This is a genomic window from Tenacibaculum litoreum (assembly GCF_964513915.1).
GTDB lineage: Bacteria > Bacteroidota > Bacteroidia > Flavobacteriales > Flavobacteriaceae > Polaribacter > Polaribacter litoreum.
This window is the reverse complement of the sequence record NZ_CAZEQS010000003.1, coordinates 266,374-281,149: the sequence shown is the minus strand read 5'-3', so window position 1 is coordinate 281,149 and position 14,776 is coordinate 266,374. Positions and strand designations below refer to the sequence as shown.

Below are 14,776 nucleotides of genomic sequence, written 5' to 3'. Positions count from 1 at the left end.
ACAAACTTTCAATAACAGCAAACACTACCTCCCCCTCCTAACACGCAACTTCTCTACCTCTTCAATAGTAAGACCTGTAGAATCTGCAATGGTACTTGTATCAACACCTTTTCTTTTTAAAGCTTTGGCAATTTCAATTGCTTTATTCTTTTCAGCAATTTCAGAAGCCTCTTTTTTAAGACGTTGTTCTAGTACATATTTAGGGACATATTTAGTGCTTTTCTCTAACTCCTGTAAAAGACCCGTATTAGCAAAACTCAAATAGCTTTTATCAGAAATAATTAAATGGTCTATTACATGTGTATTTACTATAATACCCACTTGTATTAACCTATCTGTTAGGTTTTTGTCATTATCTGACGGAGTTAACTCACCACTTGGGTGGTTGTGACATAACATTATTTTTACAGCTCTTTTTTGCAACGCAAGACTAAAAACTTCCATCGGTTCTACCAAAGTTGCATTGATAGTACCTAAGCTTATTAACTCAATAAAAAGAATACGGTTGTTGTTTTCTAGCCCTATAACCCAAAAGTGTTCACGGTTTTGGTCTATCTTACTTTCACGAAGTAATATTTTTTGCATTATTCCGTAGATATCATCGGAATTTAAGATTTTTATCTTCTCTTGTTCTGTCAATTTTATGTCCATATCGTAAAAATAGGATTTTTTCAAAGATAGCCTATATAGTTTTTATAGAAAGTAGTTTTTTTAGCATAGGCTGTTCTTTCATTTTTTATAGGTTAAAACAACACCTTTTAGCTATTGATAACCTCAAAAATATAATCGGGTCGATAACCCAAGCCTAATCAGGTCGACACACGAAGCCTAATCGGGTCGGCAACCCGAGCCTAATCAGGTCAACGCACGAAGCCTAATCGGGTCGGTAACCCGAGCCTAATCAGGTTAACGTACGAAGCTTAATCGGGTCGGTAACCCGAGCCTAATCATGTCAACGCATGAAGACTAATCACGATGATTCCCACAAAAAAAGCCCACAGATTATAATAACCTATGAGCTTTTAAGCTAAGTAATTTAACGGTTTGCTATGCAGCTGTAACTATAAAAGGTGCATCTGAAATACGTACTTCTTTTAAGAATGTTCCTGCTGTATACGTTGCCTGTGTTTTAATTCTAATTTTATAAGTACCCGTTGCTAAAGTAGGTACCTGCCCTATAACTTTTTTATAGCCATTTTGAGCTAAGTATTGTACTTTGGTTTCAGTACCGTCTTCTGCAACAAAATACAAGCCTACCTCTTCTTTATCTCCTTCAACCTTTAATCTAACTCCATTTAACTCAAACAATCCGTTAGAGGTTATAGTAGTATTGGTTGTTTGGCTTGTAATATCTTTACAGTTGTTAATTAAAGTACTAGTAATAGGTGCTGTTATTTTTTGCAACGGAATATCTTCTTTTACCTCATTAATAAGTTTTCCGCTATTTAAGTTTACGTGTAGTTTATGAATATCGGGGTTAAAACTGTCTTCTTCTGTATCAAAAACCCCAGAAATAGAATACCCAATCTTTACTATAGGTAAGTTAATGTTATCGCCCTCTTCTATAGATTCAATAATTTCTTCGTAATACGAATTTAATACCGCTACAATATCGGTTTTGCTTACTAAGTTTCGTTTACTCAACATTTTTTCAATAAGCTCATCTTGGTTAATAGTACGTTCGGTTAATACACGTGCTGTGTAGTTTGCTTCGTCTGTTAGTCTGTTTTCTGATAAATAATACTTCATAATATCAATTTTTAAATTAAGTTACTTTTCCAATACCGCTTACCCTAAAACTCATGTTAAAGCACAAAATGCTTAAACACTAACAGCTTTATACAGGTAAACAAATGCTAATTTTTAAAAAGAGTATTGGTTGTATGTTGAGTTATGAAATAGTAATAGCAATTTACTTTTTTATGCGTCTCTTTTTTATAGCGGAACTAAAATAGTATTTTTTCAAAACGCTTCCTGTTTTTTGAGAATATTTTAACATTATTAACCAAACAATACATATTCGACCAACAAAACAACGTTTTAACAAAATAATCACAAAACCAATAAATAAACTACCTGGAAGCAAACTCACGAGGTATTTATAGGAAAAAAAGCTCTTGATTTTCGAGGTAAGCCTCGGAGTATTAAACCCTTTGGCGGTGCCAATAAAAAAACTCCAAACTGCTGTTTGGAGTTCTCTTTTATAAGTTATTCTCTATAAAATCGTATTAAAAATACTGGTTAACCTCAGTATTTGTATCTAACTCTACTGGTTCTTTTCCTTGTTTAAATAAACGTGCGGTATAACTTCCTCTTAACGTAATAGTTGCTCCGTTAACCTCTAACCAACTACCTTCACGTAGTCCTAACACAGGAGTTTCGTTAAATATATGATACTCTTTAATACGCGTTTCTCGTGTTTCGCCCATGTGGGTAGAGTCTGGATTAGGATCTAAATAATGTGCATTGATATTAAACGAAATAAACCCTAAGGTTTTAAAACTCGGTGGATATACGATAGGCATATCGTTCGTATTCATCATAGTTACCCCACAAATATTACTTCCTGCACTGGTACCTAAATACGGAGTTCCGTTTTCAACTGCCGTTGTTAAATCTGGTAGTATATCATTTTTATATAATTGGTTTACCAGTTCAAACGTATTACCTCCACCTGTAAAAATAGCCTCCGCTTGCTGAACAGCTTCTTTCGGATTATCAAACTCATGAATCCCTTTTACCTCTTTGTTAATTGTAGCAAAAGCTTTACGAGCTATATCAGTATATTCATCGTAGGTTTTACCACTTGCACGTGCATAGGGTATAAATAATATAGTAGAGGCTTCTTTAAAAAAATTAGTTAAGGTTGGTAAAATATATTCTAGGTATCCACTACCATGAACAGTAGATGTACTTGCTACAATTAGTTTTTTCATTTTTTTCTTTGTTAAATGTTCTACAACTCACCTTTACAGGTGTTAAACAGGTGTTTTACAACCTACTATAAATACTATGCTTTACGAGTATTTATGGCTAAAATATGTAGTTAAAAATAAACCGTAAAATATTTAATAAATAAAGTAGGGTTATTCAAGTCCTAGTTGTTTTTGTAGGTGTTATTTATAAATCATAAAGCATATAAAACTATGAAAAAATTATTTTTCCTCTTTACAATTACATTTTTATTCTCTTGTTCAGATTCTATTGAAATACCTATAAATGAAAATGCTTCAATAAAGCCTGAAGGTACTTGGAATTTAACTAGCTTAACTTCTGAAGCTACAACTAAGGTTACTTCAAGAGTTTTATCTTACGAAAGTAAATCTAATGTACATGGAGAAGAGTATAACTTTTCGTTTAATTTTTCACAAAACTCTAACAAATACACTACTAAGGGTACAGTGAAAATAGTAACTAAAACGAAAATAAATGATAAAGTAGAAACTACTAACCATAAGGCTACAGCTATACAGGGTTTAAGTGCTGGTAAATGGGAAGTTAGTGGAAATGAATTAATATTTAAAAATGGTAGTAGTAATGTAATACAATCAAAATTTACTATTGAATCGTTTTCTAAAAACAGAATGGTATTAAAACAAGACTTATCTGAAAACAAGGTAGAAAACAATGATGTTATTGCAATAACAGGAACTGCCACTATTGTGTTAGAAAAATAAATTTATACTATTTATTAAATGCCATAAGACCGCTTGAAAGCTATTTTTCAGGTGGTCTTTTTTTCTTACAAAAGGTATACGCTTGAAAATAAACTATAAATTTTTAATAAATCAAAGTAGGGTTGTTTAAGTCATAGTTGTTTTGTTGGTGTAATTTAATAAATCAAAAATCTTATAAACTATGAAAAAACTATTTTTTATTTTAATATTTACTTTCCTTTCAGTCAATGTGAAAGCTCAATCAATTAAAATTATTAACAAAACATACAACTCTAATAGATGTATTACAAGCTATGATGTAGAAGTTAATTCAACCGACAATTCTTTATATTTAAAAGTTAATAACAATAAAATACCTTTGGTCTTTAATAGTAATAAAGCTATAGTAAAAATAAAAAATGTATCAGAAAACATTGAGATAAAGTTGATAAAAGACATCATTACCGATATATGGATTTTTCCTGTAACTAATCCAATTACTCTTATGTCCATTAATGAATATAAATGTCCTAATGATTTTGACTTAGATAATATTCCTAATAATATAGATAATTGCCCTAATAACTCAAATGAAAATCAAAGCGATATCGATAATGATGGTTTAGGTGATTCTTGTGATTCAAAAGACAACAGAGATTCAGATAGAGATGGAATTCAGAACTGGCAAGATAAATGCCCTAATCAAGCTGGACCTTCTTCCAATAACGGCTGTCCTTTTGCTGATTTAGTCATAGATAAAAAAAATTCAACAACATATTCAACAGGTGATTCTGGAACTGTAAAAACATTTGAGACAAACACATCGCACAGTGTGTATATGGGAGATAACCTAAAAATCACTTTAAAAGTCACCAATATTGGAAGTACAAATTCTGGCTACACTAAAATTGGATTTTACTTATCTACTACCAACAATATAAACAATGCTAAAAAAATAAGAAAAATTGATTTGGAAAACTTAAATCAAAACGATTCTCAAACAAAATATATTGATTTTACACACTCTGATCTTATAAGTGCTTGGGGAAGCGATCAAGTATTCCTTCATATAAAAATTGATAATGACAATAATGTAAATGAAGGCACTAATGGAGAACAGAACAATACTTTCTCTAGAACTTTATTTATTAAAAACTCAGTTAGGAGACAATCTAAATTTCCATCTATTATAACCATTCACAATTCAAATGGAATCAAGATTGAAGAAACTACTATTAATAATAAAGCTGAAGAAATTAAATTCCTCAAAGAATTACCTAAAGGTCTATACTTTATTGACCAAAATGGTAAAAAAAGTAAAATATACAAAGAAGATTAAAAACACTTAAACAAAAAAAGCTCACTTTTAAAAGCGAGCTTTTTTTATTTAACAAAAGTTTACAAACTTCTTAAAACATTTTTAAGACTGCTTGGTGGTTTATTTGTGATATGAGAAAATTGTTACTTGTTCTTTTTATTTGTTTTTCTTGTGTAACTATCGCACAAAACACTCCAAAAATTATTACTGGTACTGTATTTATAGATAGCATTGCCACGCAAGATGTACATATTATTAATAAAAAAATGGCTATTGGAGCTGTTTCTAATAAAAACGGACGCTTTGAAATTTTAGCTACTGAAAACAACGTCTTACTTATTTCTCACCTTAACTTAGAGTATAAAGAAGTTACCCTTACCAAAGAACATATAAAAGCTAAAAACATTGTAATTTTTGTTGATAGTAAAACACACATGCTTGATGAAGTTGTGCTAGAAAAACAAAAAAGTATTTTAGAAATTGATACAGATATACTTACCAACGCCCCTATTGTGAATGCCAAAACCTTAAAACTACCTTATGCCAACGTAATACAACCAAAAGATGAAAAAACAGTAAAGATAGAATCGGGCGTTGCTGTTAGTTTAACGGGACTTATTAACGCTCTTAACGGAACAAACAAACGAAAAAAGCAATTAAAAAAGATTACTGTTGAAGATAGAAATATTGAAAAAATTAGAAAGCACTTTACAGATGGATTTTTTGTATATCAACTAAAAATAAAGAAAGAAAACATCAATCAGTTTTTACAAGCCTGTATTTCTAAAGGAATTATAAATCTGTATAATAAAGACAAGGTTTTAGAACTTACTGCTGTTTTAATTGAAAATAGTAAAACCTCCCCTTACCTACTGGAAAATGAAAATATAAGAGTTACCAAAAAATAATTGCATGATAAAACAACTACCCATCACACTTTTACTTTTAATTACTTTAGGTGCTACCGCCCAAAATAAACGAAAATTCTTATACGGATTTTTAAGTGACGAACTTGGAGTTATAGCCAACGCCCATATTATTAACCTAAACACCCAACAAGGTACGTTTAGTAACGATTTGGGCGAGTTTAGAATTTTGGCAAAGCCTAACGATACCTTACAGATTTCGTTTGTAGGGTACGAAACTAAAAAAGTTAAGGTTACAAGTCTTCATTTTGGAATGGAAGAAAACGAAATTAAACTAATTAAAGTTCCTTTTGAATTAGATGAAGTGGAAGTAAAAAAGCACAGCTTAATAGGTTCTATTGCTATTGATGCTAAACAAACTCCTAAAGATATTGGCATGGAAAAAGCTAAAAAAGCTTTAGATTTTTCTATGATTGATTTTAGTGAAAAAGTAATTTTAGATATTGACGAAGTTGATAGATCAAAACCTCCTAGTATGATAAAAACAACTGATCCTACAGCAAAGTTTGCTGGTGTAGGTGGAGGCTTTAGTTCTGGTCTTGATAAATACTCACAACAACTAAAAAGAACCCGAAAAACAATACAGTTTAAAGAAAGCTTTCCTAAAATGCTCCTCTCAGAATTTGGAGAACCCTTCTTTTTTAAAGAGCTTAACATACCTAAAGACAAGTATCTTCATTTTTTAGAATATTGTAATCCGTTAGGAATAGAAAAGTTATATAAACAAAAACAACTTTTAAAAGTGATTGCTATCTTACAACAAGAAAGTAAGAGCTATTTAAAAGTAATTAGTAACTAAACACATGAAAAATATACTCCCTTCAATTATTTGTCTGTTTTTTATAATTAAAGCTACAGCACAAGAAAGTAGAAAGTTCTTTTACGCTACCATACAAGACGAAGTAAGTGTAGTTTCTAACGCACATGTTATTAACTTAAACACTAAACAGGGAACTTTTACTAATAATAATGGTGAGTTTAGGGTTTTAGCCAAAGCAAATGATACTTTACAAATTTCGTTTGTGGGTTATGAAACTAAAAACTTTGTAGTAGATGTTAATCACTTCGGAATGCAAGAAAATTACATTCAACTAAAAAAAGTACCTATTGAATTGGACGAGGTAGCGATAAAAAAACATAATTTGCTCGGACATATTTCATCTGACACAAAACATATAAAGTCTGAAAAAGAAATAAATGCAGAAACATTAAACCTACCCTTTGCCGGTTCTAGAATACTTACTCCTGCTGAAAGAAGACTACATACTGCTACTTCAAGTTATGGAGGAATAGCAATTGACCCCTTACTAAATTGGATTTCTGGTAGAATAAAAAAGCTAAAGAAGTTTAAAGCTATTGAAGACAGAGAAAAAAGAATAGAAAATATACGTAGTAACTATCATATCCTTATTGAACATGAACTAAAGGTACTAAAAGAGGATATTGATAGGTTTATTTATTTTGCTGAATCTGCCAATGATTTCAACACTCTTTATCTAAATAATGATGTAGCAATGATTACATTTTTACAAAAGAAATCAAAAGAATTTAAAAATCTAAACCCTGAAAAATACAATTAAAACCCCTTCCCTATTTAGTTATTTTGGTTACGCTTTCTTAAAATATTTCGTACCTTTAGGTGTATACTAATCTAACCTAACAAAGTACCATGAAAAAAGTTCTAATAGCCTTATTGTTTTTATCTCAGTTAGTATTCTCACAAGAAGAAAGAAAAACACTTTTTGGAATTGTATATGATGAAAACGATGTGTTAGAAAACGCCCATATTGTTAACTTTTCAACAAATCAAGCCACATTTTCTAATGAAAAAGGAGAATATAGACTTTTTGCTAGACCTACTGATTCTATTAGATACAGTAGTATAGGTTATAAAACCATTTATGAAAGACTAACCAAAGCAGATTTTAATACCTACAGAAAAAGAACTACTCTTGAAAAACAAGATTATGAGCTAGACGAAGTTTTATTAAGAAACAACGAACTATCAGGAGAATTAGCCAAAGACCTTAAAAAAGTAAAGCGTGATAAAAACTTAGAAATTGCTAGTAACGCTACCGACTTTTCTAATGTTAATTACACTAATTATCATTCAGACGATTATATAAGTAAACATGTAAAGCCTAATGTGGTCAGAGTCGATCCTACTAAAGCTTTTGAAGGCATGGGTACTACCAATACATTTCCTGTGAAAGACTCAGAAAAACTATGGAAACTTCGTAAAGAATTAGCTTTTAAAGAAAGTATGCCAGCAAAATTACTTAATGAATTAGGTGAAGATTTCTTTTTTACAGAACTTAAAATTCCCGTAGATAAATACTATCACTTTTTAGAATATTGCAATCCGCTAGGTATAGAAAAACTCTACCAAAATCGTGAAGTGTTAAAAGTGATTAAAATCTTTAGAAAAGAACATACAGAATACCTAAAAATTATTGAAAAACACTAATTTGGCGCAATAATTGACTTTTAATCAACCATGAAAAAACTTTTTGTCCTTTTACTTATACTTCCTTTACTATCATTTACCCTGCATAAATACTATGTTGCATTAACTGAAATTGAATACAGAGAAGATACACAAAGCGTACAAATGATTATGAATGTTTTTATGGATGATATTGAGCTTGCCATAAATAAAGATCATAATACCAACCTAAAAATTGCTACAAAAAATGAGCTAAAGTCAATTGATGAACATTTTTACAAATACTTGAAAACTCATTTTAAAGTAATTATTAATAATGAAGAAAAAGCTTATAAATTTATTGGTAAAGAATACGATGGAAATATTGTTTACTTTTATTTAGAAATTGAAAATGTTTCATTACCAAAATCAATAAAAATAGAAAACGATATTTTAGTAGACCACTTCCCTGATCAACAAAACCTGATTAAAGCAAGTGTTAAAAAAGAACGCAAAAGTTTGTTTTTATCAAGTGATAATTATAAAGGTTTGTTAAATTTTTAATAAACCTACTTTTTTAGTAATAAGATTTCATTAACTTTCCGCTTATTTATTCAAAAACTAATAAGCATATAATGAGAAAATATTCTACGCTATTATTCTCGGCACTCTTTGTATCCGCTTCCTTGTTTGCCCAAGAAGCTCCTAAAAAAGAACGCCAGCAAGGTCATACCGACCAAAACAAATTTCGACAATTAAAAGATGTACTAGCAACTCCTAACGATCAACGTACAGCATCAGGAGCTCCAGGTCATGCATACACGCAACAAAAAGTTGATTATGTTATGAACCTACGCTTAGATGAAGCCACAGATAGATTGTATGGAGATGAAGATATTACTTACCACAATAACTCTAAAGACCATTTAGAGTATTTATGGTTACAGCTAGATCAAAATATGCGAGCTCCAGATTCTAAATCTCCATTAGCAGAATCTAAAGGAGCAACTGGATTTCAAACTCCTGATAAGTTTGTGAGTGAAAACATGGATAAACCAAAAGCATTCGGTTTTAATATTGAAGCTGTAAAATATGCTGATGGTAGAGATTTACCTCATACTATTAATCGCACTATGATGCGTATTAACTTACCTAAACCATTGGCTCCAGGTGAAGTTTTTAAATTTAGAATTAAGTGGAACTACTTAATTAACAATTCTGTTGAAGATGGTGGTCGTTCTGGTTTTGAATCTTTCCCTGATGGAAATAAAAATTATACCATTGCTCAGTTTTTCCCAAGGTTATGTGTATACAATAATGTAGAAGGATGGCAAAACATGCAATTCTGGGGTCGTAGTGAATGGGCTTTGGAATTTGGAGATTACGATGTAAAAATCACGGTTCCTGCTGACCATGTTTTAGATGCTACTGGAGAGTTACAAAATGAAAAAGAGGTATTAAATAAAGAACAACGTAAGCGTTTTGAAAAGGCTAGAAAATCTTTTAAAAACCCTGTATTTATTGTAACTCAAAAAGAAGCTGAAGAAAACGAAAAGCAAGGTACTACTAAAACTAAGACTTGGCACTTTAAAGCTAACCAAGTACGTGACTTCGCTTTTGCTTCATCAAGAAAATATATTTGGGATGCTATGGCAGTAAACATTAACGGTAAAACTGTTATGGCTGTGTCTTTATACCCAAAAGAAGGAAACCCGTTATGGGAAGAGCACTCAACTCGTGTTGTTGCTAATACTTTAGAAGAGTATTCTAAAATGACTTTTGATTATCCATATTCTAAAGCTGTATCTGTACACGCAAAGCGTCAAGGAATGGAGTATCCTATGATTTGTTTTAACTACGGACGTCCAAACCCTGATGGAACGTATTCTGATAGAGTTAAAAACGGAATGATTGGAGTAATTACTCATGAGGTTGGACACAACTTCTTCCCTATGATTGTTAACTCTGATGAGCGTCAATGGACTTGGATGGATGAAGGATTAAATTCTTTTGTAGAAATTTTAGCTGAATTAGATTACGATCCTAACTTTAATACTGGTAACTTACCTAAAGATATTGTTCGTTACATGAGTTTAGATCAGAATAAATTAAGTCCAATTATGTCTCAAGGTGATTATGTACATAATTTTGGACCTAATGCTTATACAAAACCAGCTGCAGGTTTATATATGTTACGTCAAACAATTATGGGACCTGAGTTGTTCGACTATGCTTTTAGAACATACTCTAAAAGATGGATGTTTAAACACCCTACCCCTGCCGATTTCTTTAGAACAATGGAAGATGCTTCTGGTATGGACTTAGATTGGTTCTGGAGAGGTTGGTTCTATACAACTGATTATACTGATATTGGAATTAAAGAGGTTAAGCCTTTATATTTAACCAATAAGCCAAATAAAGAAACTAAGAAATTACAACAACAATATCCTTCTTACTTTGCTCAATTAGGTAAATTAGTATACTTAACTACTGATAAAGAAGATGCTGATAAATCTGAAGTTGAAGCATATATTAAAGGATTGTCTTCTGATAAAAAAGCTAGCTTAAAAGATATTCCTAACTATATGTATCAGGTTGAATTTGAAAAACCAGGTGGTTTAGTTATGCCTATTATAGTAGAGTTAACGTATGCTGATGGTACTAAAAAACGTGAAACTTTCCCTGCTCAAATATGGAAGAAAAATGAGCATAAAGTATATAGAGTGTTTACTTCTTCACAAGAAATTAAAAGTATTGTTGTAGATCCTGATTTAGAAACTGCTGATATTGATACTTCAAACAACAGCTGGCCTAAACAAACAACAAACAAATTTGATGCTTTTAAAAATAAAGCTAAAAATTAATAAGGTTTACCAAAAACCTAGTCATAAAAAAAGCAGCCTTAAAGGCTGCTTTTTTAACTTATCATCTTAATTATTATTTACTAAATAACTTATTTACTTCTTCATAAGTAAGTAATTTAGAAACTGTCATAATATCTGGATCTCTACTAACATACTGCTGAATTTGTAACATAACAACTCCATCTACTTTAGTATATTTTAACCAAATTACATCCCCGTTCGCTTTAATTTTATAAGGATCTCTTGGGTTTTCTTCAAAACCTTTTACAATTATTTGGTGTAGTTTTTCTACATCATTGTCTAAGTTTTTAAAAGAAAAATGAACGTACTCGTGAATAGGGTCATTAATATTCTTATAATAAAAGTTATAAGCTTCATTTCCTATTTTCTCTAAATAAACATACTCTATCTTCCCTACTATTTCAGTTTTAGTAGTTTCAATAAATTCAATTTGAGAATACGAGGCTACAGAGAATAAAAGACCTGTTAATAAAAGTAGTTTTTTCATAAAATTTAAGGGTTTAAATTTGATATTGTTTTTAATTTTTTAAATATAACTAAAACAACAACGTTTTTTAGTTATAAAAAGTATTTTATCTTTTTTAATTATCACTTAAGGTTTCATCTTTTAAACAATTATTATCACTCTATTAATCTGTTTTTACACTACTAACTCTCTATAAACCATTAAAAAAAGAATAAAACAATGAACTACTTAATAGCTCAAAATATTCAAATATTTTTTATTTTGCAGTTCCTATTAATTCTTTAACTCCTCAAAAAAATCATGATAAAACAAATTTCGTTTCTCTTCTTAGTATTTTTTACTTGTTTTGTTTCCTTTTCTCAAACAACAAAGAAGTATAACGAGAGTGATTTAAAAAATTTTAAAAGAAAGTTTTACTTGAATAAAGAAATTGGTGTTGATAGCTCTCTTTTCTATATGGACAAGCTTTTACAAAGCAATAATGTTCCTTATAAAACTTTTGGGTATGCTGCTATTGAGTATTTAAAAGTAAGGGAGAAACAACCTATAAATATTGCTTTTAAAGATAGTATAAACAAGTATTTACCAAAGGTAGCTAAAACCCACGAAAACTTCCCTTTACTATTCGACATACATATATTATTAGGTAATTCTAATAAAAGAAGAAAGCTAATTAAACCTGCTTTACAAAATTATATAACAGCTGAAAATTATGCTTTGTTAGCTAAAGATATTGAGCGAACTATTAAAATTAAAGGTAACATAGCTCTTATTTATCAAGATATGGGAGAGCTAGATAAAGCTCTTAATAAGGCTAAAGAAACACTTGAACTTATTGAAAAAAATAAAGAAGCTCTTTCTAATAAGTATTATAGTAGTAAGTATAAAAGAATGTTTAATGTTGCTGCTATTTATGCAACCTTATACAAAAATGATAAAAAAAAGCATCAATATGCAGACTCTTCATTACATTACTATAATTCAATACTTAAAACAAAAGATTTCAATCTTAATAGCTATTATACTGGCAAGGTTTATTATGGTATGGGGACAATTTACACCTTAAAAGAAGAGTACTCTAAAGCAAGCTCTTTCCTTGAAAAAAGTTTAGAGTTATTTGAAAAAAGTAAATCTCAATCTTATTTATATAAAGGTTATTACAATAATGGTTTAAATTATTATAATTTAAATAAATTAGAGAAGGCTAAACAAAACTTTTTAACTGCTCTCAGTATAAAAAAAGATACCATTCTAGATGACAATTATATAAAAATGCATGGATATCTTTCACAAATTTATACCTATCAAAATAAAGTAGACTCCGCCAATTATTACTTAAACACATATATACGTAATCATTCTAAAGGTTCATCGAGAGATAGAAAGCAATTTAAAGAAGCAATTAAAGTTGATTTTGATCAAAAAATAAAAGATTTAAAAGAAGATAGTAGTAAAAAGAATTTTTACTACGAAATTATAGTTATTGGTTTGATAACTATAGTATTATTTATCTCTTTTTTAGTATTTAAAAACACTAAAGAAAAAAAGAGAACAAAGAAAAAATTAAATGAACTGTTAGATAAAATTTCAAAAAAAGAAGATCTGACTGAAAAATCCTTTTCATTATCTAGTCCATTAAAAATAAAAGATGAACAACACCAACAAATTATTAATGGTTTATTAAAAATAGAAGAAAAGAAGTACTTTTTAAAAGAAGAATTTAATTTATATAATGCTGCTAAAAAAATAGGCACTAATACTACTTACTTATCAAAAATCATTAAAGATTATAAAAAAATGAGTTTTAATGATTATACAAATGAGTTACGAATTAATTATATTATTGGAGTATTAAGCAATGACAAGAAAGTGAGATCTTATACAACACAAGCTATTGGAGAAATAGCTGGATATAAAAATGCGAAGTCCTTTACTCGAATTTTTAAAAAACATATAGGTATAACTCCTTATCAATTTATAGAGAAAATTGACAAAGAGTTATAATACTTTCTTGTAGTTATTTTAAATCCTGAATTTGTCTTTACTATCGTAGCATTTATCTCTTGTACTACCTGGAGGTAAAGTAAAACAGTCTTCTTCTCCATCTGTATCTGGTCCTCCAAAATCTATTTTATCAGCAGGCGCCTCAATTGGATCTCCTGCAAATATTTTAATCTTTTCTTCTGATGTTAATTCGTACTTTGTTAATAACTCAATAGATAAACGTTTCATAAGTTTTAATTTTTCTGTTTAGGTAAAGTTAATTTTTTTATCTGTTGTTTTTCAATTACAAACCTCCACACACAAACAAACACACCAATAAACTGAAAAACAAATACTTAAACACTAATTAATGGTGCTATTTTTTTTAAATAGTACCTGCTTTTTTCTTAAATAGTGACCTAATACTCTTCTTTTACTCTATCTATTTTCTAATATTTGGGATACATAATTCTTAAATGCGGAACCTGAAAAGCATATAATATAGAGTAAGGAAAACTAAAATTAATTAACCATGTTAAAATCAATTTCAAGCTTAGGAAACGTTCTAAACAAATCTGAACAAAGAGAAGTTAATGGAGGACAAATCGTCTGCCCTAGAGGAACTTACTTAAAATGTGACTGGATAAGATGTTGGTGTGAACCAGAATATGTTGAAGAACTTCCTGTGGACTTTGATCACTAAAAATTATCAATAAACAAAACTAATTAATCATGTTAAAATCAATTGTAAACTTAGGAAACGTTTTAAATAAATCAGAACAAAGAGAAATCAATGGAGGCCAAATAACTTGCCCTAGAGGTCAAGTATTAAGATGTAACTGGTTAGGTTGCTGGTGTGAGTTTGAATATGTTGAAGAGCCTATTGAAGACTTTGATCATTAAAACTAAAACTAATTAATTATGTTAAAATCAATTTCAAAATTAGGAAGCATTTTAAACAAAACAGAACAAAGAGAGGTTAATGGAGGATTATTACAATGTCCTGACCATACAGTATACACTTGTATAGGTACACCTCCTTTGGTGTCTTGCTGGTGCCAACCATACTTTCAACCCGGTGATGATTTTGCGAGGTAACATAAAAATATAAAGCCAC

General features: G+C 29.9%; 16 protein-coding genes. 11 read left to right on the top strand and 5 right to left on the bottom strand.

Annotated features, from left to right (window positions below):
* Positions 1 to 24 precede the first annotated feature (24 nt).
* The 3 genes from ACKTTR_RS07325 to pepE all read right to left on the bottom strand — a co-directional run bounded on the left by ACKTTR_RS07325 (position 25) and on the right by pepE (position 2,936).
* Positions 25 to 651 (bottom strand): JAB domain-containing protein, encoded by a 627-nt coding sequence (locus ACKTTR_RS07325; protein WP_408027223.1) that lies wholly within the window; start codon positions 649 to 651, stop codon positions 25 to 27.
* A gap of 396 nt (positions 652 to 1,047) precedes the next feature.
* Positions 1,048 to 1,749 carry an HU family DNA-binding protein gene (locus ACKTTR_RS07320; RefSeq protein ID WP_408027222.1) on the bottom strand — a complete coding sequence of 234 codons (702 nt, stop codon included), beginning with the start codon at positions 1,747 to 1,749 and terminating at the stop codon, positions 1,048 to 1,050.
* 479 nt (positions 1,750 to 2,228) lie between these two features.
* Positions 2,229 to 2,936: a dipeptidase PepE gene (gene pepE, locus ACKTTR_RS07315; protein WP_408027221.1), complete on the bottom strand. Its 708-nt coding sequence runs from the start codon at positions 2,934 to 2,936 to the stop codon at positions 2,229 to 2,231.
* A 210-nt stretch (positions 2,937 to 3,146) separates the two neighbouring features.
* Between pepE and ACKTTR_RS07310 the strand changes: the two genes are divergently transcribed.
* The 8 genes from ACKTTR_RS07310 (at position 3,147) to ACKTTR_RS07275 (ending at position 11,189) form a co-directional block, all read left to right on the top strand.
* On the top strand, positions 3,147 to 3,677 hold the full coding sequence (locus ACKTTR_RS07310; RefSeq protein ID WP_408027220.1) for a hypothetical protein: 531 nt from the start codon (positions 3,147 to 3,149) through the stop codon (positions 3,675 to 3,677).
* Between the two features lie 181 nt (positions 3,678 to 3,858).
* Entirely contained in the window at positions 3,859 to 4,995 is a 1,137-nt protein-coding gene (locus tag ACKTTR_RS07305; RefSeq protein ID WP_408027219.1) for a thrombospondin type 3 repeat-containing protein, read from the top strand.
* A gap of 110 nt (positions 4,996 to 5,105) precedes the next feature.
* Positions 5,106 to 5,882, top strand: coding sequence for a carboxypeptidase-like regulatory domain-containing protein (locus ACKTTR_RS07300; RefSeq protein WP_408027218.1), 777 nt, complete (start codon positions 5,106 to 5,108; stop codon positions 5,880 to 5,882).
* A 4-nt stretch (positions 5,883 to 5,886) separates the two neighbouring features.
* The gene (locus ACKTTR_RS07295; RefSeq protein ID WP_408027217.1) at positions 5,887 to 6,699 is read left to right on the top strand and encodes a carboxypeptidase-like regulatory domain-containing protein; all 813 of its coding nucleotides are present in this window, start codon (positions 5,887 to 5,889) and stop codon (positions 6,697 to 6,699) included.
* Between the two features lie 4 nt (positions 6,700 to 6,703).
* Positions 6,704 to 7,480: a carboxypeptidase-like regulatory domain-containing protein gene (locus tag ACKTTR_RS07290; protein WP_408027216.1), complete on the top strand. Its 777-nt coding sequence runs from the start codon at positions 6,704 to 6,706 to the stop codon at positions 7,478 to 7,480.
* 89 nt (positions 7,481 to 7,569) lie between these two features.
* Entirely contained in the window at positions 7,570 to 8,367 is a 798-nt protein-coding gene (locus ACKTTR_RS07285) for a carboxypeptidase-like regulatory domain-containing protein (RefSeq protein WP_408027215.1), read from the top strand.
* Between the two features lie 30 nt (positions 8,368 to 8,397).
* Complete coding sequence (locus ACKTTR_RS07280) at positions 8,398 to 8,889, top strand: DUF6702 family protein (RefSeq protein ID WP_408027214.1); 492 nt, start codon at positions 8,398 to 8,400, stop codon at positions 8,887 to 8,889.
* A gap of 71 nt (positions 8,890 to 8,960) precedes the next feature.
* Positions 8,961 to 11,189 carry a M1 family metallopeptidase gene (locus tag ACKTTR_RS07275; RefSeq protein ID WP_408027213.1) on the top strand — a complete coding sequence of 743 codons (2,229 nt, stop codon included), beginning with the start codon at positions 8,961 to 8,963 and terminating at the stop codon, positions 11,187 to 11,189.
* A gap of 73 nt (positions 11,190 to 11,262) precedes the next feature.
* Here ACKTTR_RS07275 and ACKTTR_RS07270 read toward each other — a convergent pair whose 3' ends face one another.
* Complete coding sequence (locus ACKTTR_RS07270; RefSeq protein WP_099214525.1) at positions 11,263 to 11,697, bottom strand: hypothetical protein; 435 nt, start codon at positions 11,695 to 11,697, stop codon at positions 11,263 to 11,265.
* A 396-nt stretch (positions 11,698 to 12,093) separates the two neighbouring features.
* On the opposite strand from ACKTTR_RS07270, the gene ACKTTR_RS07265 reads away from it, so the two are divergent.
* The gene (locus tag ACKTTR_RS07265; protein ID WP_408027212.1) at positions 12,094 to 13,680 is read left to right on the top strand and encodes a helix-turn-helix domain-containing protein; all 1,587 of its coding nucleotides are present in this window, start codon (positions 12,094 to 12,096) and stop codon (positions 13,678 to 13,680) included.
* Between the two features lie 18 nt (positions 13,681 to 13,698).
* Here ACKTTR_RS07265 and ACKTTR_RS07260 read toward each other — a convergent pair whose 3' ends face one another.
* Positions 13,699 to 13,908, bottom strand: coding sequence for a hypothetical protein (locus ACKTTR_RS07260; RefSeq protein WP_408027211.1), 210 nt, complete (start codon positions 13,906 to 13,908; stop codon positions 13,699 to 13,701).
* Between the two features lie 483 nt (positions 13,909 to 14,391).
* Here ACKTTR_RS07260 and ACKTTR_RS07255 point away from each other — a divergent pair, with 483 nt between their 5' ends.
* Together ACKTTR_RS07255 and ACKTTR_RS07250 are read left to right on the top strand one after the other, a co-directional pair.
* Positions 14,392 to 14,562, top strand: coding sequence for a hypothetical protein (locus tag ACKTTR_RS07255; RefSeq protein WP_408027210.1), 171 nt, complete (start codon positions 14,392 to 14,394; stop codon positions 14,560 to 14,562).
* 18 nt (positions 14,563 to 14,580) lie between these two features.
* Entirely contained in the window at positions 14,581 to 14,757 is a 177-nt protein-coding gene (locus tag ACKTTR_RS07250; protein ID WP_408027209.1) for a hypothetical protein, read from the top strand.
* Positions 14,758 to 14,776: the final 19 nt, after the last annotated feature.